Here is a 25,076-nt window from a genome sequence, read left to right as displayed (position 1 = left end):
GCTCAGCCCTGCGCGTCGCCCAGCCTTGCCAGAAGGAGATCGCGGGCCGCGTTCGCCTCATGGACCTTCTCGTTCGATCCGCCCTTGTCGGGATGGACCTGGGTGACGACGCGGCGATGCGCATCGAGAATCTCGCGGCGCCCCGCCCCTTCTGCCACGCCCAGCAGGGCGCGTGCCTGTGCATTGGCGTGGACATCGGCGAAAGACGGGCCGGGCAGCGACTTGCCCTGCCAGGGCCAGCGCCCCTTGATGAGCCGCCAGGCGATGCAGCCAAGCGCGATGAGCCAGAGAAGTTTCATTCGTCGGCGGCGAGTTCGAGGTCCGGCTCGCGGTTCGCCGGCATCGGCAGGTTCAGGCCGGCCACGAGCTGGCGCAGTTCCTGCCGGGCGACCAGATGACTGGTGCCGAGTTCGCCAAGGTGCCCCTTGTCGAGCAGGGTCAGGCCCGAAGGGAACAGCTCGCGGAAGATGACGCGCTCGGACAGCCCGTTGGAAATACGGAAGCCCACGCGCTTGGACAGTTCCAGCAGCGCGCCTTCGAGACGGCGCATGTTCTTCGCCTCGACGTGCTGGACACGGTTGCGCACCACCACCCAGTCCAGCTCCCGGCGGCCCTCGTTGATGGTCTTCAGGCCGCGCTTCTTGCGGGTTTCCCACATGAGCTCCGCATAGAAGGAGAGCTTCTTCACCTTGAAGGATTCGCTCTCCACCTGGCCGATCAGGTCGAAGTCGATGAAACTGTCGTTCAGCGGCGTGACGAGCGTGTCCGCCGTCGCCGCGACATGGCGGGCGAACTGGTCGTCACGGCCCGGCGTGTCGAAGATCAGGAAGTCGTAACCTTCGGCAATGGCTTCGGAGAGCTCGTCCAGCTCGTCGATATCGTCGCCATCGTAGACGGAGAAGCGGGCGCCCGGCAGCGCGATCTCGCGGCGGCGCTCGGTTTCCACGCGATTTTCAAGGTAGCGATAGAGCGTGCGCTGGCGCGGATCGAGGTCGATCGCGGCGACCCTGGCGCCCTGATAGGCCAGCGCGATGGCCACGTGAACGGCCGTCGTTGACTTGCCGGTGCCGCCCTTTTCGTTGGCGAAGACGATGCGATGCGCTGTCACGGACCCTGTTCGCTTTCCCTGTTGCCCCCGAGCCATAGCCCGGCAAGCGAAATCAAATCCTTAACCGCCGAAGCGGGTCAAACCCATTGCCGCCCGAGGCGCGGTGCGGCTAAAGGCAGGCGCGACCCCCGGTCAAGTGCATCCTATCGGAGCAGTGACACCCAATGCAAATCCTTCACAGCCTTGATCCACTGCGCCGTGCCGTTACCGAGCTGCGCCAGGCGGGAACGGCTTCCGGAACTCCGCAAGCAACCATAGCCCTCGTGCCCACCATGGGGGCCTTGCATGAAGGCCATCTGACACTCGTGCGCGCGGCGCGGGAAAAGGCGGATCACGTCGTCGTCTCGATCTTCGTGAACCCGCTCCAGTTCGGCGCGGGCGAGGATCTCGACAAGTATCCGCGCCAGCTCGAACGCGACTGCGCATTGCTGGAGGCCGAGGGCGTGGCCGCGGTCTGGGCCCCCACGGTCGAGGCGATGTATCCGCAAGGGTTTGCCTCCAACATCTCGGTCTCGGGCGTCAGCGACGGCCTGTGCGGCGCCTCGCGCCCCGGCCATTTCGACGGCGTCGCCACGGTCGTGTGCAAGCTGTTCCACCAGGTCCTGCCGGACGTCGCCCTGTTCGGTGAAAAGGACTGGCAGCAGCTCGCCGTGATCCGCCGCATGGCGCGCGACCTCGACCTTACGCGGCCCCATGCCGACGCCGTGCTGGGCGTGCCGACCGTGCGCGAAGTGGACGGGCTCGCCATGTCCTCGCGCAATGCCTACCTCACGCCCGAACAGCGCGAGCAGGCGGTAACACTGCCCATGGCGATGAAAGTCGCGATCGCGGGTATCGAGGCGGGGGAAGATGTTGCCGCCGCCACGGCCCGGCTGAAGGATGCGCTGCTCGCGGGCGGGTTCTCCTCGGTCGACTACGCTGAACTGCGCGACGCCGATGGTCTTGCCCTTCTGGACAGCCGTTCCGATGCCCCGATGCGCCTGCTCGTCGCGGCGCGGATCGGTTCCACCCGCCTGATCGACAATATGGCCGTCTCCCCCCGATAACCCTGCAATTCCAGGGAGAACGCGGGTTCCCCAGCGGCAATTCTCACAGGAATAGTCATTTGCCCCGAGGGATTTCGGGCCTAAAGTCTGCGGGGGTTGTGAAAGCCGCGACGGTCGCTGCGCGGCGCAACAGAGGGACGTCACCATGAAGAAGATCGCCTGCGCGCTGGCCGCGCTTGCCGTCATGACGGGCTCACCCTCGGCATTTGCCGAAGACAAGTCCTCCGCCCGCAAGATTCAGGACAAGGGCACTCAGGAAATCCCGGTGTGCCGCAAGAATCTCGGCACCGTTTCCATCGTCGAGCCGGATAACCAGTGGTGGCGCGAATTCAGCCTCGGCAGTCCCGAGGCGATCCTGCGCGTATTCGTGCAGAGGTCCGGCTGCTTCACGCTGGTCAATCGCGGCCGCTCGCTCCAGAGCAGCGCAATGGAACGCGCGCTTGCCGATCAGGGTGAGCTGCAAAAGGGCTCCAACATCGGCAAGGGCCAGATCAAGGCAGCGGATTACTTCCTCCAGCCGGACATCGTCTCCACCAACAACAATTCCGGCGGCGGCGGTCTTGGCGCGGCCCTTGGCGGCGTAGGCGGCCTGTTCGGGCGCGGCTTCGGCTCGATCGCCGGCGGCCTCAACGTCAAGAAAGGCGAGGCGAACGTCACGCTCTCCATCGTCAATTCGCGCACCACGGTCGAGGAAGCGCTGACCGAGGGTTATGCCCGCAAGTCCGACATCAGCTTCGGCGGCGGTGGCGGCGGCTTCTTCGGCGGCACGTTCGGCGCAGCCGGCGGCGGCGGCTACCAGAACACCCAGATCGGCCAGATCATCGTGCTGGCCTATCTCGATGCCTATACCAAGCTGGTCACGCAGCTTGGCGGCCTGCCCGAGAATGCCTCGGCCGCAGCCCCGCCGGCGCGCTGATCCTCTATCCGTCGCAAGATCGAAAACCATGCCGGCCGGGAAACCTCCCGATTGGCATGCGCGAAGGCGAACCATTGCCCATGAGCGGCCTGAAAACCCTCTACATCGAAGACGACGCCCGCGCCGCCCAGCAAGTGCGCGAACTGGCCGACCAGTCGGGCATCGCGCTGGTCTGGGCGGCCAGCGGCCAGGAAGGGCTCAAGCTGGCCGGTGTCGAGCGTTTCGACGTCATCATCCTTGATCGCATGTTGCCCGATCTCGACGGGCTGACCATCCTGTCGCGCCTGCGTGAAAGCGGGATCGGCACGCCGGTGCTCATGCTTTCGGCGCTGGGGCGCACCACGGACCGCGCGGAAGGACTGGACGGCGGCGCTGACGACTATCTGGCCAAGCCGTTCGAGGCAGAGGAACTGCTCGCCCGGCTGCGCGCCCTCCATCGCCGCGCTTCCGGACGCGAACACAGCGCGGTCATCCTCTACGGCGCGTTCGAGTGCCATGTGAAGGCCCGCACCGCCTTTCGCTACAACCGCCACCTCGCGCTCAGCCCCAAGGAGTTCGAGCTTTTCCGCTACTTCATGGAAAACGCCGGCGAAATCCTCACCCGCGAAATGCTGCTGCGAGACGTGTGGAAAATGAATTTCGATCCGCAGACCAATGTGGTGGACGTCAACATCGGCCGCCTTCGCCGCAAGCTGGAGGACGGCTTCGATCTCCCTGCGCTGGAAACGATCTGGGGCTCCGGCTACCGCCTGCTGGACGGCCGGTAGGGCGGGCATGGCCGCCGTCGTCGATATCCGCAGGTCCATCTTCGCGCAGATCGTGGCCTGGGCGATCCTGATTGCCGCGCTCATTACCTTCGGGCTCTGGCTGCTGACGAACGCCACGATCCAGCGGACCAATGCGCTGGCTCTCGAACGCGCGGTCGATGTCGATCTGGCCGGCATGGTGGACATCTACGCAGCGGCGGCACGGTCGAGCTATCCGACCGCATCAACGATCGCCTCGCGCTTCAGCCGCGCGATGCCAATCCGGCCCACTATCTGCTTGCCGATGCCAAGGGCCGCCCACTGGCGGGGGATCTGAGAAGCTGGCCCGGTCTTCACGCCAGCCTTTCGGAAACCGGCGACGTCGAGCTGCCCGATGGCGTGCGCGCCTTTGCCCGCGCGACCCAGCTCGGCCCCGACCTGCGCCTGTTGGTCGCGCATGAATACCGCGATCTTGGGCTGCTGCTCCGGCAGGTGGCCTTTGCCTTCCTGACCGGGGGCCTGCTGGCGGTCGGCGCCGTAGCGCTCGTCGGCTGGCTCGCGGCACAGCGGCTGGCGGGACGGATCGGGCGCATCAACGCCGCCTTCCGCCATCCCGACGACGATGCGCTGACCCAGCTTGCCAGGGATTCCAAGGATCGCGACGAGATCGACGAGCTTACCCGCCATTCCGGCGAAGCCCTTGCCCGCCTGCGCCGCCTTGCCAGCGCCCAGCGCGAAACCACGGATCAGGTGGCACACGAGATGCGCACTCCGCTGATGCATCTCGACAACCGGCTGGTGAAGGCGCTGGCCGCCACGCCCGATGGGGAGATCGCCTCGCGCATCGTCGATGCCCGGCTGGAAATCCGAGGCATCATCCGCATGCTGGAGTCGCTGCTGGACATCGCCGCCAGCCAGGCCCGGCGCGGCGACCGCCACGGTCTTGCTCCCGTCGACCTGAGTCTGCTCGCCGAGCGGCTGGGCGAACTCTATGCCGACAGTGCCGAAGATTCCGGCCATCGGCTGGAGCTGGCGATCACGCCCGGGGTCATCATCGAGGGGGAGGAGATGCAGCTCACCCGCCTCATCACCAATTTGCTCGACAACGCGTTCAAGTTCGTGCCGCTGGGGGGAACCGTGCGCCTCGAACTGGCAATGGGGCCAAGACTGACCGTCTGCGACGATGGCCCCGGCGTGCCCGAAGGCGACCGGGAGCGGATCTTCGACAAGTTCAGCCGGGCCGGCAACCATGGGGCTGCCGGGGGCGGTGCGGAAGGAGCCGGCCTGGGCCTTGCCCTGTGCCGTGCCATCGCCGAGCGGCATCATCTTGAAATCGCGCTCATACCTTCGGAAAAGGGTGCCTGCTTCCTGATTGCCCCCGAGTCGAAGAAATAGAACAGAGACGATGATCGCCCTCACCCATAAAGCCCCGAAGGGCGCCGCGCTCATCGCGTTCCTCCTTGCCGTGCTCCTTCCCGGACCGGCTTCCGCGCAGGCAAGCATGGCAGCGCCCGCAGAAGGACGGGGAGAGCGCGTGGCCACCGCCCTCGCCGCTGCGCAGGACGCCCAGGGCTGGGCGGACCAAAATGCGCTTTCCGATGCCCTGCGCATCATCGACAGGTCCGGTGCCCGCCCGCTCGAAGACTGGAACGGGCCGGACCCCGTTCCGGCATGGCGCGCGCTCCTTCCCGATCGGGCGGTGGTTCCACTGCGCGGCAGCCCGCTCGGTCCGGGCTATCGCTCCGGCCAGGTTCGGCCCGGCAAGAGCGAAAGCTTCCAGCAGGTCTTCCTTTCCGGCCGCAAGGCCAGCATCGCCCTTTCCTCTCCGGGCGGCGCACCGCTGAGCCTGCGGGTCGTCGATGCCGATCGCAAGCAGGTCTGCGTGTCCGAAACCGCAAGGCAGGCCTGCCGGTGGGTTCCGATCTTCACGCAGCGATATGTGATCGAAGTGCGCAACAGCGGCGAAAGCCAGGCCAGCTACTTCCTCGTCGTGGACTGATCGTCCCGGCGGCAATGCCCCGCCCACCTGCAGGGTGGGACATTTTCGCCTGATGACGAGCGGCAGGATTGGGGTTAGACGGCTGTTCGTGGGCACTCTTCGGCATTTCTTCCGGGCTCGTCCCGGCTTGGCAGCGCTGCTGCTGGCGGCCGCGCTGTGCCTGAAGGTCTTCGTGCCGGCCGGCTACATGCCCTCCTCCCAGGGCGGCGCGCTGGTGGTGGAATTGTGCTCCGGCTCCGCTCCGGCAGGCTCGAAGGTGGTCATCCAGATCGAGCTCAAGGCCGGAAGCGGCGGACACGACGCCGCCGGCAAGACGATGGACCATCCCTGCGCCTTCTCGTCGCATTCGGCCGCCGCGCTCGGCGGGCCGATAGCCTTGCTGCTGGTCGCGGCGCTGCTCCACGTTTTCGTGGCCGCCATCCTGCGCGATCCGCTGGTGCTGCGCGCTGCCGCCCCCCGAATTCGCCCACCCTTGCGAGGACCGCCCGCGCTCGCCTGATCCCGTTGCCATGCCGCAAGCCCTTGTGCCCGCGGCATTTCATGCAGGTGCCGCCCGCTTTCCCGGGGACACCTCGCACATGGACGCGCTTGCCGCCGCAAGGCAGCGCTTCCCGATCAGGTGAATATCCACGATGTCCCGATTCCTGCTCGCGCTCGGCGCGGCTCCGCTTGCCTTCTGTTCTGTCCCCGCATTGGCGGGAGAAGCCGCCGGGGAAGCCCCCGGAGATTCCATCCTCGTCGTCGGCCAGCGCAATGTACCGATCAGCCTCGACGCGCGCGGCCTCTCGGTCAGCCTTGGCGACGAACAGTTCGCGGGCGTCAACGCCCAGAACGTCGAAGACCTGATGAAATATGCCCCCGACTTTTTCGTTCGCAAACGCTACGCGGGCGATTCCAACGGCGTTCCCGGCTTTCGCGGCACCCATTCGACCCAAAGCGCCCGCACATTGGTGATGGTGGACGGTTTCACGGTGTCCAACTTCCTCGGCAATTCGTTCGCCTATTCGCCCAAGTGGGGTGTTGTCGGCCCGGGCGAAGTGAGCCAGTTCGACGTCGTCTACGGCCCCTATTCCGCCCGCTATGCCGGCAATTCGATGGGCGGCGTGGTGAACATCACCACCCGCTCGCCTGAAAAAACCGAGGCTTTCGCAACGGTTCAGGGCCTTAGCCAGGCTTATGACCAATATGGCACCCACGAGACCTACCGAGGCTATTCCGCCGAAGCCGGCATGGGGTTCCGGCAGGAAAACGGGCCGTGGTCCGTGCGGCTCTCGGGCCGCCACTTCCGCAACGACGGCCACCCGCAGATGTTCTACGGGCTCACGCCATCGGTGGCGACCGGCGGCACGCCCGTCACCGGCGCGATCGTCGACCCCGGCCAGCACATGGCGAACGCACCCGGCACCGCCAGCAACCCCATTTTCGCGGCGCAAAGCCCGGCGGCGATCACGCAGGACCAGGCCAAACTGCGGCTGGGCTATGACGGCACGTCCGGCGCCACCGGCGAACTGCTGCTCGCCTACTGGCACAATCTGGACAGCCAGACCGCGCCGGACTGCTATCTGCAAGACAGTTCAGGCCATGCCGTCTGCGACGGTCTCGTCTCCATCGACGGGAAGACCTACACCGCCAGCGGCGCCAACCGGTCCCGCACCATCCGCGACGAACTGTTGGCGGGGCTCAGGTTCTCCATCCCGCTGTCCGATGCGGTGACGGTGCAGGCGAGCGCCTCTACCTACCAGATCCTGCGGTCCGACGCATTTACATCCAAGGGCTATGCGGCGGGCGAGGCCAACGGTGCCGGCACGCTGGCGCGTCAGGGGCCAACCGACTGGTACACCGGCGAGGCCGCGCTGACGGCAAGGCTCGGCGAACTGGAACTGGCTGGCGGCGGCAGCGCCAACCTCTACCGCACCGACCTTGCGACTTACACGCTGACCAACTGGCGCAGCGATGCCGGGGGCACTTTCGCCAGCCGGACCTTCGGCAAGACCCGCAACCTCGCCGCATGGGCCGAATTGCGCATGCCGGTTGACGCGGTGACGCTGACCTTGGGAGCCCGCTTCGAGGACTGGCGCGCTTTCGATGGCGGGCTTGGCCGGATCGGCACCAGCGGCCAGCCGGTCACCAACCGCTATGCCAGCCGCCATGCCCGGGGCTTTCAGCCCAAGGCCTCGGCCGAATGGGCCATCGACGCCGCTACCCGCCTGCAACTGAGCCTCGCCAGGGCCACGCGTTTTCCCACCGTGGGCGAACTGTTCCAGGGCAGCCTCGATGGTAACGGCAATTTCGACGGCAACAGCTTCGACCCGAATCTGAAGCCCGAACGCTCGACCGATGCCAACCTCCTGCTTGCCCACGATTTCGGCAAAGTGAAGCTCACCGGATCGGCGTTCTGGCAAAAGGTCAGGAACACGATCTTCTCGTTCACCGGATTCAACCAGAACGGGGTGACGACCTCCAGCTTCAAGAACATCGACCTGACGCGCCAGTATGGCTTCGAACTGATCGCCGAAGCCCGCGATGTGCTGCTGCCGGGGCTGGACCTCGATGCGAACGCGGCATGGATCGATTCCGTCACCCTGCGGAACGACAGCGCCCCCGCCGCCGAAGGCGTGCAGTTCCCGCGCATCCCTCGCTGGCGGCTCAACGGCAACGTGCGGTACCGGGTGATCCCGCCGGTTATGATCGCGATCGGCGTGCGCTATGCCAGCCGCCCCAACACCGACCTGTTCGGCCTCCAGCGAGGGGACACTTACGGCTACACCTCCGAACTCTTCGCCCTCGATGCGAAAGTGAACTGGGACGTGACCGAGCAGCTTCGGCTGAGCGCGGGCGTGGACAACATCACCAATGACCGGGCCTGGGTCTACCATCCCTATCCCCAGCGCAGCTTCCTCGTCGAAGCGGGGTGGAAGCTGTGACCGAGGTTCTCCCGACGCCGCGCAGGGAGCGGTGGTATCGCGCGGTCTGGCGCTGGCATTTCTACGCGGGGCTGCTCTGCGTGCCGCTGGTGCTGTGGCTATCGGTGACGGGCGGGATCTATTTGTTCAAGCCGCAGATCGAAGGGCTGCTCTACGCCCCCTATCGCAATCTCGCCAACCCGGCCGGACCGCGCCTCGTCCCCGAAGCCATTGCCGCCAGCGCCGTCTCGGCGGTGCCCGGTTCGATCCTGCACAAGTACGTCCTGCCGAAAGCGCCCGGAGATGCGGTGGAAGTGCTGGTCGGCCGGAACGGGGAGGACGTGCGGGTCTGGGTCCATCCCCGGACCGGCGAGGTGCTGCACCGGGCCGCCGAAGAAAGCCGCTTCATGCGCGTGGTGTTCCGCCTCCACGGCGAGCTTCTGGCGGGCGACCGGGGATCGGCCCTTGTCGAGACCGCAGCCTGCTGGACGATCGTCATGCTGCTGACCGGCCTGTTCCTGTGGTGGCCGCGCCAGAGCGGGGGACGGCTGGCCGGTGTGCTCTATCCTCGCCTGCGCCGCGGCCGCGCGCTGTTCTGGCGGGATATCCACGCCGTCACCGGCCTGTGGATCACCATTGGCGCGCTGTTCCTCATCGCCTCCGGCCTGCCCTGGGCCAACGCCTGGGGAGATTACTTCCGGCAGGTCCGGGCGATTACCGGTACGCTTGACGGGAAGCAGGACTGGTCGGCCGGTTCCGGCGCGGAAACCCGCGAGCGCGTTCGGGCGGATGCCGGGATGCGGGCGATGATGTCCGAACATGCCGAACACGGGGGCATGTCGATGATGCACATGGCCCCCGCCCCCGCAGCGCTCGATGCGGTGGTCTGGCGCGCGGAGACGCTCCGCTTCGCGGCACCGGTGGAGGTCAGCCCGCCCACCGCTCCCGGCATGCCCTGGCAAGTGCGCAGCCAGGCCGAGAACCGTCCCCGGCGCGACAGCGCGGAAGTGGCCGAAAGCGGCAGGCTGATCGGCATTCAGCGCTTTGCGGACCGCCACTGGATCGACCGCACGGTGGGATACGGGGTCGCGATTCACGAGGGCGCCTGGTGGGGGCTCGCCAATCAGCTTGCCAACCTCGCGGTGCTGCTCGGCCTCATGATGCTCTGCATTTCTAGCATCGTGCTGTGGTGGCGTCGCCGTCCCGGCAGGATGCTGGGCGCCCCGGCAAGCTTCGCGCCTCTGCGGCACAGTTGGGCGCTGGTCTTGCTGGTGGTGGTGCTGGCGCTGGTGATGCCGCTGTTCGGGCTCTCGCTGGCGCTGGCGGTTGTGGTGGAAGGGAGTTTCAAGCGGCTTCTTCCGCCCCTTGCCTCGTGGATGGGCTGGCGGAAGGCCTGAAACGAGGAAACGGCGCGTTCATCCGAACGCCGCCGTCATGCCTCCGGTCAGTCGAGAACCGTCTGCTCATCGGCGGGGTCGGTATGGAATTCGTGCCACACGCCGTTGATGATGCCGAAGCCGACAGCGAGGCCGACGCCGAGAATCCATGAGAAGTACCACATCGTCGTTTCCTCAGTAGAAATCGGGATTGAGGCCGACTTCGCGCTCGGTCACCCGGCCGAACATGACCTTGTAGGCCCAGGCCGTGTAGGCCAGCACGATCGGCAGGAGGATCAGCGTCACCAGCAGCATGATGAACAGCGTCGTATGGCTGGACGATGCGTTCCACACCAGCAGGCTGGAGCGCGGATCGATCGAACTGGGCAGGATGAAGGGGAACATCGAGAGGCCGACAGAGGCGATGATGCCTAGGTTCGCCATCGATGAGCCCGCGAAGACCACCGTGTCCTTGCGCCCACGAATGCCGATCAGGGCGACCAGCGGCCCGGCCAGACCAAGAAGCGGGGCCAGCACCATCCACGGATGCGCGCCGTAGTTGGCGAGCCATGCCCCGGCCGCATGAGCCGCCTGCGCCATGCGCGGGTTCGAGGGGCCGAGCGGATCGACGGTACCGACGATCCGGTAGCCGATGTCGCCCATCGCCAGCCACACGCCGCCCGCTGCATAAAGCACGAAGGCCACGAGCGCGGCGACCTGGCCGTAACGCTGCGCCCGGTCGCGGACCGGACCGTCCTCCAGCTTGAGCGTCAACCAGCCCGCACCATGCAGGACCAGCATCGCCACGGAGACAAGGCCGCCCAGCAGGGCGAAGGGGCTGAACAGGCCGAGCAGGCTGCCTTCGTAGAAACTGCGCATGTCGCTATCGAGCCGGAAGGGCACGCCCTGCAGGACATTGCCGACCGCCACGCCGAACACCAGCGCGGGAACGAAGCCGCCGACGAAGAGCGCCCAGTCCCAGCGCGAGCGCCAGGCCGGATCGGCCTTCTTCGAACGGTACTTGAAGCCCACCGGACGCAGGATGAAGGCCGAAAGCACGAGGAACATCGCAATGTAGAAGCCCGAGAAACTTACGGCATACACGTAAGGCCAGGCCGCAAAGATCGCGCCGCCGCCGAGGATGAACCACACCTGGTTGCCTTCCCAGGTGGGGCCGATGGCGTTGATCACCATGCGGCGCTCTGCGTCGGTGCGGCCCACGAAGGGCAGGAGCGAAGCCGAGCCCAGGTCGAAGCCATCGGTCAGGGCGAAACCGATGAGCAGGATGCCCATCAGCGCCCACCAGATCAGCCGCATCGTTTCATAGTCGAAAGGTATGGACATTCTCGCCTCCGTCTTACTCGGCCGGAATGGCAGTGAAAGTGCTGGCGGGGGCACGCTCGCGAACAGGCTCACCCTCGTAGGGCTCGTAAGGTTCGGGACCGTGGCGGATCGTCGACAGCATCAGCCTGACCTCGATCACCGCCATGATTCCGTAGAGCGCGGTGAAGCCGAAGATCGTCGCCCAGATCTGGGTCGTCGTCAGGCTCGATGCGCCGAGGAAGGTCGGCAGCACACCGTCCACCGCCCAGGGCTGACGGCCCAGTTCGGCAACGAGCCAGCCCACTTCGATCGCGATCCACGGCAGCGGCATCGCGATCAGGGCCGTGCGCAGGAACCACTTGCGGTCGAACCGGCGGCGCACGGAGAACGCGAATGCGGTGGCGAAGAAGACGATGAAGAAGAAGCCCAGCCCCGCCATGATGCGGAACATGAAGAACAGCGCCGGTACGTTGGGCACGGTGCTCCATGCGGCCTTTTCGATCGTCGCGGCATCGGCCTTGCGCGGGTCGGCGACGAAGCGCTTGAGCAGCAGGGCATAGCCGAGGTCGTTCTTGTTACGCTCCCAGGCTTCGCGCGCGGCCATGTCGTTGCGATCGACCTTGAGCTTCTCCACCGCGTCGTAAGCCAGGATACCGCTGCGGATACGCTGGTCGGCGCGTTCCACCAGCGGGATGATACCGGTGACTTCACCCGAAAGACTGCGCGTTGCGATCAGGCCCAGAACATAGGGAATCTTGATCTCGTAGCGTGTCTCGTGGGCCGAGTTGGACGGAATGCCGAACAGGGCCAGGCCGGCGGGGGCCTTGTCGGTCTCCCACATGGCTTCCATGGCCGCCAGCTTCATCTGCTGGTTGTCGGTCAGGGCATAGCCGCTCTCGTCACCCAGCACGACGACCGAGAGCGAGGAGGCAAGGCCGAACGCCGCAGCCACGGTGAAGCTGCGCTTGGCCAGCTCGATATGGCGCCCGCGCAGGAGGTAGTAGCAGGACACGCCCAGCACGAAGACGCTGGCGCAGACGTAGCCCGCGCTGACGGTGTGGACGAACTTGGCCTGCGCAACCGGGTTGAAGAGGACGTCCTTGAAGTTGGACACTTCCATGCGCATCGTCTCGGGATTGAACACGGCGCCCGTCGGGTGCTGCATCCAGCCGTTGGCGATGAGGATCCACAGCGCCGAGAGGTTAGAGCCGACGGCGACCATGATCGTCGTCAGCAGGTGGCCGCGCTTGGAAAGCCGGTCCCAGCCGAAGAACATCAGGCCTACGAAGGTCGCTTCCAGGAAGAAGGCCATGAGGCCCTCGATCGCCAGCGGCGCACCGAAGATGTCTCCCACGTAATGCGAGTAGTAGGCCCAGTTGGTGCCGAACTCGAATTCCATGGTGAGGCCGGTAGCCACGCCGAGCACGAAATTGATGCCGAAAAGCTTGCCCCAGAACCGGGTGACGTCCCGCCAGATGGGACGATCGGTTATGACATATACACTTTCCGTAATTACGAGAATGAAGGAAAGGCCCAATGTCAAGGGAACGAAGAGAAAGTGGTACAGCGCCGTCAAGGCGAACTGCAGCCGGGATAGTTCAACCACTGCCATGTCGATCATGTCGAATCCCGCCGTTTTAGCGGCCCAAGGCATTGAGAAATGGTTGCCTTGGGCAGGTTGGTTTCGTAGGGTCGCGTTAGGCTTGCATGTGAAAGCTGTCAAACTTTACTTACATGGTTTCTTTAATTTGATCTATGTCAAATTTGCCAGTTTCTGGCTTCTCGATATTGCCGGGGCAGCGCTCTTTTCGTGGGGCATTGCGAGTGGGGTAGGCCGTATCGCCGAAGGTAGCCCCGTGCTGCTTCCCGCCGCACTTATCCTGTGCGGGGTACTTCTGCGCGCGCTGGCCACTTGCGCGGTTGACCGCCAGGCCGTGTCCGCCGCCCAGACTTCGGGCGAGGAACGGCGTGCCGGACTGTGGCGAAAGCTCCTCGGCGGAAGGCTGGCCAGCCCTTTGTCCACCGGCGAAAGCGCCACGCTTGCGCTGGACCATAACACGGCGATCGAGAATCGCGATATCCGGTTCACGCCCATACGATTCAACGCCGTAATCGGACCCATGGTGGTGGCCGCCGTCGTTGCGCCGTTCAGTTGGGTGGCCGGCGCGATCATGCTGGCCACGCTGTTGCCGTTCACGCTGGGCATGATCCTTGCCGGCACCGCCTCGCGCCGCGCCGCCGAACGCCAGCTTGCCGCACTGGGCGCTCTCTCCGGTCTGTTCGTCGATCGCGTCGCGCACCTTCCGCTGATCCGCCACTTCGGCGCCGAGGCCCGCATCGGAAAGCAGGTGCGCGCCGCCACGGGTGACGTCGCCCGGCGCACCGTCACCGTCCTGCGCACCGCCTTCCTTTCGAACGCCGTGCTGGAATTCTTCTCGGCCCTCTCCATAGCGCTCGTCGCGGTATACTGCGGATTCTCGCTGCTGGGACTGCTGCCCTTCCCCGCCCCCGAAAAGCTCACGCTGGTGCCAGCCTTCTTCGTGCTGGCCATGGCGCCGGAATTCTACCTTCCGATGCGCCGCCTCGCCGCCGCCTATCACGAGAAGCAGCTTGGCGAAGCCGCGGAAAAGGCGCTGGACGCCCTCGCTGCCGAGCCGATCGAAGCGCCCGCATCGCCCCCCGCCCCCTTCGCGGGCCTCAGCGTGGAAGGACTCGCGCTCGCCTTTCCAGGCATCGCCGTGGGGCCGCTCGATTTCGCGATGGCCGAAAACGATCTGGTCGCCCTGACCGGCCCGACCGGCAGCGGCAAGACCAGCACGCTTGCCGCCATCGCCGGCCAACTGGCTCCGGCCGCCGGCCGCGTCGCGGGGGCGAACGGCAACCCGCTGAACGCCGACAATATCGCCTGGGCCGCCCAGCGCCCCCTGCTGGTGACCGGCACACTCGGCCGCAATCTCGCCTTCGCCTCTCCCGGAACAGGGGCGGAGGAAATCCTTGCCGTGGCTCACCGCGTCGGCCTTTCCACGCTTCTGGAGCAACGGGGAGGACTGGACATGCCCGTCGATCATGCCGGATCAGGCCTATCCGGCGGAGAGCGGCGCCGCATCGGCCTTGCCCGCGCCATTCTCTCCGGCCGCCCGCTGATCCTCTGCGACGAACCCACTGCCGACCTCGATCCCGTTTCGGCCGCCGCGATCGTCACCCTGCTGGTCGAACTTTCACGGAGCCGCTGCGTGCTTGTCGCCACCCATGACACTCTCGTCACCAGCACCGCCCGACGGGAGATCGCCTTGTGAGCACCTCTCATTCAAGCATCGATCGTCCCGGCAACGGCCTCCTCGCCACGGCCGGACTGGCCCGCAGGCGGCTGTTCCTAGCCAGCTTCTGTGCAGCCCTCGCCGCCATCTCCGCCATCGGATTGCTGGCAGTCTCAGGCTGGTTCCTGACTGCCGCAGCGCTCGCAGGGTCGGCTGGCGTGGCCACCGCCATGGCGTTCAACTACCTGATCCCCAGCGCCGCGATTCGCCTGCTGGCCATCGTGCGCACCTTGTCCCGCTACGGCGAGCGCCTCCTTTCCCACAAGGTCGCGCTGGAGGGCATGGCCGAATTGCGCGGCTCGCTGTTCGAAAAACTTGCCGCACAGGACAGCCGCAAAGCCCCCGATACGGCGCCGGGAGAGGCCAGCACCCGGCTGATCGACGATGTCGAGGCGCTGGAAGACCTGGTGATCCGCCAGCCCGCTCGCCACGCTGCCCTTGTCGCTGCCGCCACCAGCCTTGCGCTGGTCGCCTTCACCGGGCTCGCGGCGACGATCTTCCTGACCGCGATGATGGCCGCCCTCCCCTTCCTGTTCGCGCGTATATCCCGGCGGCTCACTCACCTGCCCGCCGAAGCCGCTGCCGCCGCGCTGGGCGACTTGCGCGAACGCTACGTGGAACTGGCGGCATCGCGGGCAGAGATCGCCGCCTATGGCCTTGCAGGGCAGGCTATCGCCGAGCTAGCGCCGCTCGCCCGCAGGCTCGATCTGGCGCGCGCGAAACTGTTTCGCGCCGAGGCGCTGCAAGGCGCGCTGCTTTCGATTTACGGAGCGCTCGGCGTGGCCGGAGTGCTGTTGCTGGCCAAAGCCTCGGCGCCGCTGGTCGCGCTTGCGATGCTGGCGACGACGTCCTCGGTCGAGGCCATGGGCGGCCTTTCGCGCAGCCTGCTTCGCCGCGCCTCGCTGGCGGCGGGCCTTCGCAGGATAGCGGCACTGAACGCGCTCGACCCCGCGCTGCGTCCCACAGCGGAATCGGTGCCGCAGTCACTGACGCTGGGTGGCCGCACTTTCGAGCCCGGCGCGCGAATCGCGATTACCGGACCGTCCGGCTCGGGCAAGACCCGCGTTCTGCTCGCCCTTGCCGGCATGGGGATGCCCACCGTTTCGCTGCGGCTTGATGGGCAGGATATTGCAAGCTGCCCGTCACCCCAACTGCGTGCGGCGTTTGCCCTTTCGCCTCAAGACGCCCCGATGCTGATCGGCAGCGTGGCCGACAACTTGCGCATTGCCCGACCGGGCCTTGGCGAAGCGGAGATGTGGAAAGCCCTCGAAACCGCCCAGTTGAAAAAGCGTATCTCCCGCAGCGAGTGCGGGCTCGACACGCCCGTTTCGGAAGGCGGCGGCATTCTGTCCGGCGGCGAACGCAAGCGGCTGTCGCTGGCCCGTGCCCTCCTGGCTGGCCGCCCCTGGCTTCTGCTGGACGAACCCAGCGAAGGACTGGACGCGGCGACCGAACAGGCACTCGTCGGCAGCCTGCGCAACTGGCTGGACCGCACCGGAACCGGCCTCGTTCTCGTGTCGCACCGCAACGCCCCGCTGGACCTGTGCGACGTGCATGTCGCGGTAGAGACGCTCGCCTGAAGGTTCAGCGAAAGACGCGGGCGAACCGTGCCGCGCCGCTGTCAGGCGCAAGCACGGGCGCGTCTTGCGGCGGGGGGACCTCGGCCTTGCCCCCCATAACCGCGAGCGCATGCCCTATGCCGCTCATGCGTTCAGGATCGACCTGATAGAATACCTGCTTGCCGCTACGCTGCGACAGCACCAGATCGGCCTTTCGCAGGATCGAGAGCTGCTGCGACAGGCCGGGCTGGCCGATGCCGGTAGCATCCTCGATCTCTCCCACCGAAAGCTCCCTTTCGCAAATTGCGTGGAGAATCTGGAGGCGCACCGGGTGGGCGAGGGCGCGCAGGACTTCGGCCAGGGCGTCCAGTTCTTCGGAAACGGAGGAATCGGCCATGTCAGCCCCCGTCGCTCAACGGCGCGTGAAACCAGCCGGCCGGATCTTCGGACGCGAACGCCGCCTGCGCCGTTTCGCCTGGAATTCGCAAGAGATCCGCGCCCGGCTGCCAATCGGCCGGTGCCAGCCCGGAGCCGCCACGCACGCGCTGCAGCGCCGTCAGAATGCGCAACATTTCCGGGATCGAGCGGCCCACTGTCAGCGGATAGCTGTTCATCGCCTGAATCACCCCGTCCGGGTCTATGAAATAGGTCATCCGCACGGTGCCGCTGTCATGGGCATTGCTCGAAACCATACCGTAGCCACGGGCGATCTCCATCGTCGGATCCTCGATGATCGGGAAATCGATGGTGACGCCGGTAGTATCGCGAATCAGGCGAATCCACGCGAGATGCGAATAAAGGCTGTCGACCGACAGTCCCACCAGCCTGCAACCAAGCGCCCCGAACTCCGGAGCGGCGCGGGCGAGGGCCACGACTTCGCTGGTGCAGACCGGGGTGAAGTCAGCCGGATGGGAAAACAGGATCAGCCATTCCCCCCGGCAGCTATCGAGATCAAACGGCCCCTGCGTACTGCGCGCCACGAAGCGCGGCACCACGTCGCCGATTCGCAAAGGCTGCATTGCAACGTCCCAGCCTTCCACGATTTCCCCGCCCGATGTCATTGTCATCGAAAAACAATTACATGTTTATTTTCTACCGTAAAGCGTCACGGGCAAAATCAGGCGTGGATCTGCAAGTCAGCCCGCCAAAAGCGGTCATTATCTATTCTGATGGATTATCGAAGAAGGAATTGTCGTAAGTGAAGTCCGTGCCGGGTCATGCGATTGCGAGGTGGTTTCATCTCCGTCACAGCGCCGTACACTTTCGGACAATATGATGCAGATGCGGCAAAAACCTGCGACATGTGGGGCTCAGGAAGGCGTCATCGACAGTCAGGACACGGACCGCACCGATGATTCGCCTCTTTCACGCCGTCGGCGCACTTGCCGCTTCTTCCTGCTTCCTCACAGGCGTCAGCGCCCCGTCGCCGAACGCAACTGCAGACAGACCCGCCATGATCGGTTCCGAACATCCGGTGTTTCTCGGCCGCATGACGGTTTCGGCAACCGCGCTGCCCGCGAAATAATACAGGTAAGAGGGAAAAGACGGCTTGGAGCGGGTAGCGGGAATCGAACCCGCATAGCCAGCTTGGAAGGCTGGAGCTTTACCACTAAGCTATACCCGCCCATTCAGGGACCGTATCCAGCCGTCGTGGCAGCCGCTTGCCACGAGAGGGGCGCCGCCGTCAACGGCTCTCTTTCATATTGTGCCCAATAGATGAACTGGCGGCTCAGTGCCCCGGATAGTCGAGCAGGGCGTAAGGGACGATTCCCGCTTCACGCAGGCGATCTCCGCCGCCCAGATCCGGCAGGTCGATTGCGAACAGCGCATGATCGACCCTCGCCCCGACGCGGCGCAGCAATTCAGCAGCGGCCAGCGCGGTGCCGCCGGTAGCCAGCAGATCGTCAACCAGGACGACAAGGCTTCCTTCGCCAATCGCTTCCGGATCGACTTCCAGCGTGTCCGTACCGTATTCCAGGGCATAGTCGATGGCGATCACCGGAACCGGCAGCTTGCCCGGCTTGCGGATCGAAATGAACCCCAGCCCCAGACGCGCCGCGATGGCCGCACCGAAAATGAAGCCGCGGGCTTCCACACCGGCGATTGCTTGCGCACCCGCCGCCTCGGCCTTTGCCGCCATCAGTTCGACCGCTGCCGCGAAGCCGGGCCCGTTGCCGACCAGCGTCGTGACGTCACGGAACAGGATGCCGGGCTTGGGAAAGTCCGGCACGGTGCGCACCAGCGCCTTGATCTCGTCGATGGTCATGGTCGCCGTCCTTAGGGGCTGGAGCCTGTAAACGAAAGGGCCCCCGCCATGGGAATGGCGGAGGCCCTTCGGTCAGGTCAGGATCGGAAAGCTCAGTGCTTCTTGCCGGCCCAGATGTTGCGGTAGGACATATAGCCCAGGATCGTGGCAAAAAGCAGGAATCCGAGGACCGGCCAGCCGGTCTGCTTGCGCTTTTCCAGCTTGGGCTCGGCAGTCCAGATCAGGAAGGCGGCAACGTCCTTCGACATCTGGTCCACGGTCGCCTTGGTGCCGTCTCCGTAAGTCACCTGGCCCTCACCGGTCAGCGGCGGCGGCATCGCGAGGTTGAGGTTCGCGAAGTACGGGTTGTAATGCAGACCTTCAGGAGTCTTGGAATCCGGGAACTTCTTCAGGAGTTCCGCGGGCTGGTCCTGATACCCGGTCAGCAGCGAGTAGACGTAGGCGGGGCCTTCGTGACGCGCCTTGGTGATCAGCGACAGGTCCGGCGGAGTACCCTGGCCACCATACATGACCGGCGGGAAGTAGTCGGTCGCCATGCCTTCGCGGGTTTCCACTTCGCCGGTCGCGTTGTTGTAGACCGGAACCTGGAAGCCCTTGGCGATCGCCTTCACTTCGGCGTCGTTATAGCCAAGCGCGGCAAGGTCACGGAAGGCGACGTGGCGAATCGCGTGACAGGCGGCGCAGACTTCCTTGTAGACTTGGAAACCGCGCTGAAGCTGCTGGCGATCGAACTTGCCGAAGGCGCCGTCGCTGGCGAAGCTGACTTCCTTGGGCGTGAGATGGAACTCGTGCTCGGCGGTTGCCGCAGGCGGTTCGGTTATCTGTTGATAGGCGCCCTTGCCGAAGGACCATGCCAGGGCCACCGTGAAGAACAGCCCGACGAGGATCGAGAGAATGCGTGCCATGTCTTTCGTCTTTCGTTCCAGCTGTGGTCAGGCGGCTGCCGTCGGCGCGGGCTGCGCCGGGGTCAGCTTGGCGGCTTCATCCTCGCCGAGAACGGACTCGGTGATGGAAAACGGCAGCGGATCCGGCTTCTCGATGGCCGAGACGATCGGGATCACGATCAGGAAGTGCGCGAAGTAATAGAGCGCGCGATCTGGCTCAGCATCACGTAGGGCTCTGCCGCCGGTGCACCGCCGCAGTAGAACAGTACCGCCATCGCCGGGATCAGGCCGAAGAAGAAGAACTTGCGGTAAAGCGGACGGTACGAACCCGAGCGGACCGGCGAACGGTCCAGCCAGGGCAGGAAGAACCACACGAGGATCGCGCCGAACATTGCCAGCACGCCCATGAGCTTGGCCGGAATGAAGAAGAAGTCCTGCGTGAAGGCGCGCAGGATCGCGTAGAACGGCCAGAAGTACCATTCAGGCACGATGTGCGCCGGAGTGCTCATCGGGTTGGCCGGGATGTAGTTGTCCGGGTGACCGAGCGCGTTCGGGAAGAAGAACAGCGCGGTGCAGAACAGGATCGCGAAGACGCCGATCGCCCAGCCGTCCTTGGCGACGTAGTAGGGATAGAACGGAACGGTGTCGCTCTCGCTCTTCACTTCGACGCCGGTGGGGTTCGACGAACCCGGGATATGCAGCGCCCAGATGTGCAGGATCACCACGCCCACGATGACGAAGGGCAGCAGATAGTGCAGCGAGAAGAAGCGGTTGAGCGCGGCGTTATCCGGTGCGAAACCGCCGAGCAGCCACTGCTGGAGCGGTTCGCCCACGAAGGGAATCGCGCCGAACAGGCCGGTAATGACCTTGGCCCCCCAGAAGCTCATCTGACCCCAGGGCAACACGTAGCCCATGAAGGCGGTGGCCATCATCAGCAGGAAGATCACCACGCCAAGCAGCCACACCATTTCGCGCGGGGCCTTGTACGAACCGTAGAAGAAGCCGCGGAAGATGTGGATGTAGATGACGACGAAGAACGCCGAGGCGCCGTTGGCGTGCGCATAGCGCATCATCCAGCCCCAGTTCACGTCGCGCACGGTCTGCTCGACCGTATCGAACGCGACTTGCGTGTTGGCTGCATAGTGCATGGCCATCACGATGCCGGTGACGATCTGCAGGCCGAGGCAGAGCGCGGCGAGGAAACCGAAGTTCCAGAAATAGTTCAGGTTGCGCGGAACCGGATAGCCGCCACCGACCGAATTGTAGACGAGGCGCGGCAGGGGCAGCCTTTCGTCCATCCACTTCATGAAGGGATTGGTCGGGGTATATTCCTTGGCCCAGGGAAAGCTCATGTTCTTGATCCTCTCTCTTGGCCTCAACCGATCTTTACGACCGTGTCAGTGGTGAACGCGTAGTCCGGAACCTCGAGGTTCTTGGGCGCCGGGCCCTTACGGATACGGGCGGCAGTATCGTAGGAAGAGCCGTGGCAGGGGCAGAAGTATCCGCCGAATTCGCCTTTCGGCTCGCCTTCTCCGGCACCGAGCGGAACGCAGCCAAGGTGCGTGCAGACGCCCATGGTGATCAGCCAGTTTTCCTTGCCTTCCTTGGTGCGCTCCTCAAGCGTCTGCGGATCGCGCAGGGAGGAGACGTCCACCTTGTTGGCTTCCGAAATCTCATGCGGCGTCAGGTTGCGCACGAAGACCGGCTGCTTGCGGAAGATCGCCTTGATGGCCTGTCCGGGCTGGATCGAGGAAATGTCGATCTCGGTGGAAGAAGCCGCGAGAACATCCGCCGATGCGGACATCTGGCTGACCAGCGGGACGACGATACCCACGCCGGCGACACCCGCCGCGCTTACCGCGGCGATATTGATGAAATCGCGCCGCCGCACGCCATCTGCTTCTGCCATGTTTGCCCTTGCCTTGTTTTTCGACAACCCACCCCCGGAAATCCGGAAAGCAAGCCCAGATCCTGACCAATTCTATTTTAGCCTGGTATCCCCCGTGACGGTTTAATGATCCGGGAGCGACCCGAAACGAATACCGACTTTGCGGACCTGATATACACGGAAGCCAGCCCTGCCAACCGCCTTTTTGGACGCAAGGGGGCCAGCGACCGCCAACAAATTCAAGGCATAACCGTTCGGCGGTCATCCCGGATGGGTCGGTTCAGCCCAGCCCTATCACCGAAATCTGGCGCCCGTAGGCCGCCTCGCCGCGGTGCGTGGCGCGGCGATAGGAATAGAAACGCCGGGGCGCCGAATAAGTATCAAGGCCAAGACGCTCCACACCGCCGATTCCCGCCGATTCCAGGCGGGAGGCGACATAGAGTTCGAGATCGAACTGCCAGTGCCCATCCCGCCCCGCGGAGAAGAAACGGGAGTTGTCCACCCCCTTGCCGAGGAAGCCGTTCCGGAAGGCATCGTCCACTTCATAGGATGCCTGGGAAATGCACGGGCCGACCGCCGCGACGATGCGCGAACGCTGAGCCCCGAGCGATATCATCTGAGCGATGGTGCTGTCCGTAACCCCGCCGATCGCGCCTTTCCATCCTGCATGCGCCGCGCCGATGACGCCCGCCTCCCGATCTGCAAGCAGGACCGGCGCGCAATCCGCCGTAACGACGCCGATCAGCACGCCCGCCTGACGGGTGACAAGTGCATCGGCATGAGGGCGTTGCTCGTCGCTCCACCCGTCAGCCCCCAGAATTACGCAGTCGGGCGAATGAACCTGATACACCGATAGCAACGATGCCCCCGGCAGAACTGCGGCAGCGGCGCGGCGGCGGTTCTCGGCGACGGCTTCGGGCTCGTCGCCCGAACCCAGGCCGACGTTCAGGCCTTCGACCTCGCCGGTGCTCACACCGCCCCGGCGGCCGAGGAAGCCGTGCGGCAATCCTTCGAGCAGGCCCGCCCGGTTGACTTCGACCGCCTCCCCCGCGTCAGCCAAGGCTCTTGCTCACCTGCTCGCGCACGTCGCGCGAAAGGTTCGGCTCCGCGGCGATCTTTTCCAGTTCGGCGCGCATCATCGCGGCGCGGACAGGCTCGATCCGCCGCCAGCGGCCGAGTTGCGGCACGAAGCGCGCTGTCGTCTGCGGATTGATCGGGTCCAGCTTGCGGATCACTTCGCCGATCATCCTGTATCCGGCGCCGCTCGCATCGTGGAACGCCTTGGGGTTGACCGCCGCCGTCATGAAGAGCGCCCGGACCCGGTTGGGGTTGTTCATCGTGAAGTCGGGATGCCGCGACAGGGCCTCGACATGCTCGAGCACCTGTGGGTGGAACGAGCCCGCCTGAAGCGCGAACCACTTGTCGATCACGAGCGCATTGCCTTCGTACCGGCGCAGGAAATCCGCCAGCGCTTCCTCGCGCTCGGGGCCGTCGATATTGCAAAGCACGGTCAGCGCCGACTGGCGGTCAGTCATGTTGTCGGCCGCCCGGTACTGCGCGATGGCACGGCGGGCCCCTTCGGCCGCATCGCCCGAAGCAATCAGGACCAACGCCTGTCCCTTGGTCTTTCTCGCCCCGCGCGCCTGCGCCTCGCGAGAGTAGGGTACGGCGGAAACGCGGTCATGCAGCATCCGCAATTCGTCGGCGAGTTCGGCGCCGAGCCAGGACTTGAGCGCCTCACGTTCCTCGTGAATCGCAGCCGGATCTGCCACCAGCACCTGTTCGGCGAGATAGGCGACGCCGGGAAGTACCATCAGCTCGCCGCGCATCAGGTCATCGAGCGCCTCGTCGACCAGAATCGAGGCAAAGGCCTGCCCGATCGCCTCGCGCCCCTCGGCGCGCTCCGCGTCCGAAAGACCGCCGCCGACAGCCGCGACGAGGTGCTGGACCACGAGGCTCTGCATCGCCTCGTAACGGGCGAAGGGATCGTCATCGTGAGCCGCCAGGAACACGAGATCCTCGTTACTCCGCTCGATCTCGATGGCAACGGGGGCCGAGAAGCCGCGATTGATGGAAACCACCGGCGGGCGGGTGAAACCCTCGAACGAAAAGCTGGCGCTGTCCTTGTCGAGCACGATCAATTGCTCGCCCGAGTGCGTGCCGCTGTCACGGTCATAAAGGGCGATACGCAGCGGAATCGGCACGGCCTGCTTCTCGGGCTGGCCCGGCGTTGCCGGAACGGTCTGAGTCAGCGTGAGGGTTGCCGTTTCCGCCTCGTGCGACAGTTCGGCGGCGACCTGCGGCGTGCCGGCCTGGGAATACCACAGACGGAACTGAGCAAGGTCCAGCCCGGTGCCGTCCTCGATTGCCTTGACGAAGTCCTCGCAGGTTGCCGCCTCGCCGTCATGGCGGCCAAAGTAGAGATCGGTGCCCTCACGGAACTTGTCGGTGCCCGCCATGGTTCGCATCATGCGGATCACCTCGGCGCCCTTGTTGTAGACGGTAGCGGTGTAGAAGTTGCTGATTTCCTGATAGGAATCAGGCCGGATAGGGTGTGCCAGCGGCCCCGAATCCTCGGGGAACTGGGCAGCGCGCAGAACCCGCACGTCCTCGATCCGCTTGACCGCCTCGCTGCCCATGTCGGCGCTGAACAACTGATCGCGAAGGACGGTGAAGCCTTCCTTGAGCGAAAGCTGGAACCAGTCCCGGCAGGTCACGCGGTTGCCCGACCAGTTGTGGAAATACTCGTGCCCGATCACGCTCTCGATGCCGTCATAGTCGGCATCGGTCGCGGTTTCCGGCTCCGCCAGGACATAGCGCGTGTTGAAGACGTTGAGGCCCTTGTTCTCCATCGCGCCCATGTTGAAGTCGGAAACGGCAACGACGTTGAACAGGTCCAGATCGTATTCCCGCCCGAAGACCTCCTCATCCCACTTCATCGAGCGGATCAGCGAATCCATCGCGTGATCGGTGCGCTGTTCGTCGCCGGGACGGACCCAGATGTTGAGTTCGACCTTGCGGCCGGAGCGGGTCGTGAAATCGGCATGATTGGCCACGAGATCACCCGCGACCAGCGCGAAAAGGTAGCTCGGCTTGGGCCAGGGATCGTGCCATTCCGCCCAGTGCGTACCGTCCTCTCCCTCACCCGTGGCGATGCAGTTGCCATTGGCGAGCAGGATCGGGAACTGCGCCTTGTCGCCCGCCATGCGGACCGAATAGGTGGAGAGCACGTCCGGACGATCGGGGAAGAACGTGATGCGACGGAAACCCTCGGCCTCGCACTGGGTGCAAAGCATTCCGTTGGAGGCGTAGAGCCCCATGAGCTGGCTGTTCGCCGCCGGGTTCACCGCAGTCTCGACCGCGACTTCGTGTGCCTCCCCGGGCAGTTCGACGAGGAGGTCGGGGCCATCGAGGCGCCAGTCGTTCACGGCTTCGCCATCGACGTGGACAGAGAGCGGGGCGATCTGGTCGCCGTTCAGGCGCAGGGTCGACGTGCCGTTCCCTTCCGGGTTGCGGCGGACCGAGAGCCTGGCCAGAACCCGCGTTCCATCGATACCGAGCTGGAAATCGAGGGCGATCTGCGGCACCAGCCACGCCGGCGGCAGATAGTCCTCGCGATGAATGACCGGCGGCGCCTGAGGCGCGGGAGCGGCATCGGCGATCTGCACGTTGGCATCGGGCGAGGAGGGGGTGCTGGCAATGTCCATGCCGCTAAATTAGAGCCTTGCGCTTCGAATGCCAGCCA

23 protein-coding genes, 1 tRNA gene and 1 pseudogene are annotated in these 25,076 nt (G+C 65.2%); 11 read left to right on the top strand and 14 right to left on the bottom strand.

Annotated features, from left to right (window positions below; all coding sequences use genetic code 11):
- Window positions 1-2: 2 nt before the first annotated feature.
- Window positions 3-299 (bottom strand): J domain-containing protein, encoded by a 297-nt coding sequence (locus tag ADT71_RS29055; protein WP_054442162.1) that lies wholly within the window; start codon window positions 297-299, stop codon window positions 3-5.
- Window positions 296-1,108, bottom strand: a complete 813-nt coding sequence (locus ADT71_RS29050) for a division plane positioning ATPase MipZ (RefSeq protein WP_082370626.1) — start codon at window positions 1,106-1,108, stop codon at window positions 296-298. Before ADT71_RS29050 ends, ADT71_RS29055 begins: the two co-directional genes overlap by 4 nt.
- Window positions 1,109-1,272: 164 nt before the next feature.
- Here ADT71_RS29050 and panC point away from each other — a divergent pair, with 164 nt between their 5' ends.
- The 9 genes from panC to ADT71_RS29010 all read left to right on the top strand — a co-directional run bounded on the left by panC (window position 1,273) and on the right by ADT71_RS29010 (window position 10,115).
- On the top strand, window positions 1,273-2,154 hold the full coding sequence (gene panC / locus ADT71_RS29045; protein WP_054442160.1) for a pantoate--beta-alanine ligase: 882 nt from the start codon (window positions 1,273-1,275) through the stop codon (window positions 2,152-2,154).
- A 145-nt stretch (window positions 2,155-2,299) separates the two neighbouring features.
- Complete coding sequence (locus ADT71_RS29040) at window positions 2,300-3,070, top strand: CsgG/HfaB family protein (RefSeq protein ID WP_054442159.1); 771 nt, start codon at window positions 2,300-2,302, stop codon at window positions 3,068-3,070.
- An 80-nt stretch (window positions 3,071-3,150) separates the two neighbouring features.
- Window positions 3,151-3,837: a response regulator transcription factor gene (locus ADT71_RS29035; protein WP_054442285.1), complete on the top strand. Its 687-nt coding sequence runs from the start codon at window positions 3,151-3,153 to the stop codon at window positions 3,835-3,837.
- A 7-nt stretch (window positions 3,838-3,844) separates the two neighbouring features.
- A complete protein-coding gene (locus ADT71_RS34740; protein ID WP_231636301.1) occupies window positions 3,845-4,153 on the top strand; it encodes a hypothetical protein in 309 nt (102 codons plus the stop codon).
- A gap of 62 nt (window positions 4,154-4,215) precedes the next feature.
- Window positions 4,216-5,211: a sensor histidine kinase KdpD gene (locus tag ADT71_RS29030; RefSeq protein WP_231636300.1), complete on the top strand. Its 996-nt coding sequence runs from the start codon at window positions 4,216-4,218 to the stop codon at window positions 5,209-5,211.
- Between the two features lie 10 nt (window positions 5,212-5,221).
- Window positions 5,222-5,815 carry a hypothetical protein gene (locus ADT71_RS29025; RefSeq protein WP_132468645.1) on the top strand — a complete coding sequence of 198 codons (594 nt, stop codon included), beginning with the start codon at window positions 5,222-5,224 and terminating at the stop codon, window positions 5,813-5,815.
- Window positions 5,816-5,942: 127 nt separating this feature from the next.
- Window positions 5,943-6,314: a hypothetical protein gene (locus ADT71_RS29020; RefSeq protein ID WP_231636299.1), complete on the top strand. Its 372-nt coding sequence runs from the start codon at window positions 5,943-5,945 to the stop codon at window positions 6,312-6,314.
- Window positions 6,315-6,447: 133 nt separating this feature from the next.
- Window positions 6,448-8,739 carry a TonB-dependent receptor gene (locus tag ADT71_RS29015; RefSeq protein WP_054442157.1) on the top strand — a complete coding sequence of 764 codons (2,292 nt, stop codon included), beginning with the start codon at window positions 6,448-6,450 and terminating at the stop codon, window positions 8,737-8,739.
- Window positions 8,736-10,115 carry a PepSY domain-containing protein gene (locus tag ADT71_RS29010; protein ID WP_054442283.1) on the top strand — a complete coding sequence of 460 codons (1,380 nt, stop codon included), beginning with the start codon at window positions 8,736-8,738 and terminating at the stop codon, window positions 10,113-10,115. The genes ADT71_RS29015 and ADT71_RS29010 overlap by 4 nt, the downstream gene beginning before the upstream one ends.
- 47 nt (window positions 10,116-10,162) lie before the next feature.
- Here the strand turns inward: ADT71_RS29010 and cydX are convergent, their stop codons facing one another.
- The 3 genes from cydX to ADT71_RS29000 are packed head-to-tail and all read right to left on the bottom strand — an operon-like array spanning window position 10,163 to window position 13,035.
- Entirely contained in the window at window positions 10,163-10,279 is a 117-nt protein-coding gene (gene cydX / locus ADT71_RS30845; RefSeq protein WP_082370625.1) for a cytochrome bd-I oxidase subunit CydX, read from the bottom strand.
- Window positions 10,280-10,289: 10 nt separating this feature from the next.
- Window positions 10,290-11,438 (bottom strand): cytochrome d ubiquinol oxidase subunit II, encoded by a 1,149-nt coding sequence (gene cydB / locus ADT71_RS29005; protein ID WP_054442156.1) that lies wholly within the window; start codon window positions 11,436-11,438, stop codon window positions 10,290-10,292.
- 13 nt (window positions 11,439-11,451) lie between these two features.
- A complete protein-coding gene (locus tag ADT71_RS29000) occupies window positions 11,452-13,035 on the bottom strand; it encodes a cytochrome ubiquinol oxidase subunit I (RefSeq protein ID WP_197283161.1) in 1,584 nt (527 codons plus the stop codon).
- A 130-nt stretch (window positions 13,036-13,165) separates the two neighbouring features.
- Here ADT71_RS29000 and ADT71_RS28995 point away from each other — a divergent pair, with 130 nt between their 5' ends.
- Window positions 13,166-14,713, top strand: coding sequence for an ABC transporter ATP-binding protein/permease (locus ADT71_RS28995; RefSeq protein ID WP_231636298.1), 1,548 nt, complete (start codon window positions 13,166-13,168; stop codon window positions 14,711-14,713).
- On the top strand, window positions 14,710-16,314 hold the full coding sequence (locus tag ADT71_RS28990) for an amino acid ABC transporter ATP-binding/permease protein (RefSeq protein WP_231636297.1): 1,605 nt from the start codon (window positions 14,710-14,712) through the stop codon (window positions 16,312-16,314). Before ADT71_RS28995 ends, ADT71_RS28990 begins: the two co-directional genes overlap by 4 nt.
- A gap of 4 nt (window positions 16,315-16,318) precedes the next feature.
- Here the strand turns inward: ADT71_RS28990 and ADT71_RS28985 are convergent, their stop codons facing one another.
- From ADT71_RS28985 to pepN, 9 genes and pseudogenes are all read right to left on the bottom strand, one after another.
- Complete coding sequence (locus tag ADT71_RS28985) at window positions 16,319-16,690, bottom strand: helix-turn-helix transcriptional regulator (protein WP_054442154.1); 372 nt, start codon at window positions 16,688-16,690, stop codon at window positions 16,319-16,321.
- Between the two features lies 1 nt (window position 16,691).
- Entirely contained in the window at window positions 16,692-17,333 is a 642-nt protein-coding gene (locus ADT71_RS28980) for a peroxiredoxin (protein WP_082370636.1), read from the bottom strand.
- A 510-nt stretch (window positions 17,334-17,843) separates the two neighbouring features.
- A tRNA-Gly gene (locus tag ADT71_RS28975) sits at window positions 17,844-17,917 on the bottom strand.
- A gap of 105 nt (window positions 17,918-18,022) precedes the next feature.
- Window positions 18,023-18,559: an adenine phosphoribosyltransferase gene (locus ADT71_RS28970; RefSeq protein ID WP_054442152.1), complete on the bottom strand. Its 537-nt coding sequence runs from the start codon at window positions 18,557-18,559 to the stop codon at window positions 18,023-18,025.
- Between the two features lie 92 nt (window positions 18,560-18,651).
- Window positions 18,652-19,464: a cytochrome c1 gene (locus tag ADT71_RS28965; RefSeq protein ID WP_054442151.1), complete on the bottom strand. Its 813-nt coding sequence runs from the start codon at window positions 19,462-19,464 to the stop codon at window positions 18,652-18,654.
- Window positions 19,465-19,491: 27 nt separating this feature from the next.
- Window positions 19,492-20,795 (bottom strand): annotated as a pseudogene (locus ADT71_RS28960) (cytochrome bc complex cytochrome b subunit).
- A 23-nt stretch (window positions 20,796-20,818) separates the two neighbouring features.
- Window positions 20,819-21,352: a ubiquinol-cytochrome c reductase iron-sulfur subunit gene (gene petA / locus ADT71_RS28955; RefSeq protein ID WP_054442150.1), complete on the bottom strand. Its 534-nt coding sequence runs from the start codon at window positions 21,350-21,352 to the stop codon at window positions 20,819-20,821.
- A gap of 259 nt (window positions 21,353-21,611) precedes the next feature.
- A complete protein-coding gene (gene pgeF, locus ADT71_RS28950; protein WP_054442149.1) occupies window positions 21,612-22,391 on the bottom strand; it encodes a peptidoglycan editing factor PgeF in 780 nt (259 codons plus the stop codon).
- Complete coding sequence (pepN, locus tag ADT71_RS28945; protein ID WP_054442148.1) at window positions 22,384-25,038, bottom strand: aminopeptidase N; 2,655 nt, start codon at window positions 25,036-25,038, stop codon at window positions 22,384-22,386. The genes pgeF and pepN overlap by 8 nt, the downstream gene beginning before the upstream one ends.
- Window positions 25,039-25,076: the final 38 nt, after the last annotated feature.

The sequence above is a fragment of the Novosphingobium sp. ST904 genome, from assembly GCF_001298105.1.
Classification (GTDB): domain Bacteria; phylum Pseudomonadota; class Alphaproteobacteria; order Sphingomonadales; family Sphingomonadaceae; genus Novosphingobium.
This window is presented reverse-complemented; position numbering and strand designations above follow the sequence as displayed.

What these genes read in the sequence shown, in the direction of transcription:
- ADT71_RS34740 (WP_231636301.1), top strand. Translation starts at nt 3,845, where the DNA reads ATGGCCGCCGTCGTCGATATCCGCAGGTCCATCTTCGCGCAGATCGTG.
- pepN (WP_054442148.1), bottom strand. Translation starts at nt 25,038, where the DNA reads ATGGACATTGCCAGCACCCCCTCCTCGCCCGATGCCAACGTGCAGATC.
- petA (WP_054442150.1), bottom strand. Translation starts at nt 21,352, where the DNA reads ATGGCAGAAGCAGATGGCGTGCGGCGGCGCGATTTCATCAATATCGCC.
- ADT71_RS28965 (WP_054442151.1), bottom strand. Translation starts at nt 19,464, where the DNA reads ATGGCACGCATTCTCTCGATCCTCGTCGGGCTGTTCTTCACGGTGGCC.
- ADT71_RS29040 (WP_054442159.1), top strand. Translation starts at nt 2,300, where the DNA reads ATGAAGAAGATCGCCTGCGCGCTGGCCGCGCTTGCCGTCATGACGGGC.
- ADT71_RS29035 (WP_054442285.1), top strand. Translation starts at nt 3,151, where the DNA reads ATGAGCGGCCTGAAAACCCTCTACATCGAAGACGACGCCCGCGCCGCC.
- ADT71_RS29025 (WP_132468645.1), top strand. Translation starts at nt 5,222, where the DNA reads ATGATCGCCCTCACCCATAAAGCCCCGAAGGGCGCCGCGCTCATCGCG.
- ADT71_RS28985 (WP_054442154.1), bottom strand. Translation starts at nt 16,690, where the DNA reads ATGGCCGATTCCTCCGTTTCCGAAGAACTGGACGCCCTGGCCGAAGTC.
- cydX (WP_082370625.1), bottom strand. Translation starts at nt 10,279, where the DNA reads ATGTGGTACTTCTCATGGATTCTCGGCGTCGGCCTCGCTGTCGGCTTC.
- cydB (WP_054442156.1), bottom strand. Translation starts at nt 11,438, where the DNA reads ATGTCCATACCTTTCGACTATGAAACGATGCGGCTGATCTGGTGGGCG.
- panC (WP_054442160.1), top strand. Translation starts at nt 1,273, where the DNA reads ATGCAAATCCTTCACAGCCTTGATCCACTGCGCCGTGCCGTTACCGAG.
- ADT71_RS29055 (WP_054442162.1), bottom strand. Translation starts at nt 299, where the DNA reads ATGAAACTTCTCTGGCTCATCGCGCTTGGCTGCATCGCCTGGCGGCTC.
- ADT71_RS28970 (WP_054442152.1), bottom strand. Translation starts at nt 18,559, where the DNA reads ATGACCATCGACGAGATCAAGGCGCTGGTGCGCACCGTGCCGGACTTT.
- ADT71_RS29015 (WP_054442157.1), top strand. Translation starts at nt 6,448, where the DNA reads ATGTCCCGATTCCTGCTCGCGCTCGGCGCGGCTCCGCTTGCCTTCTGT.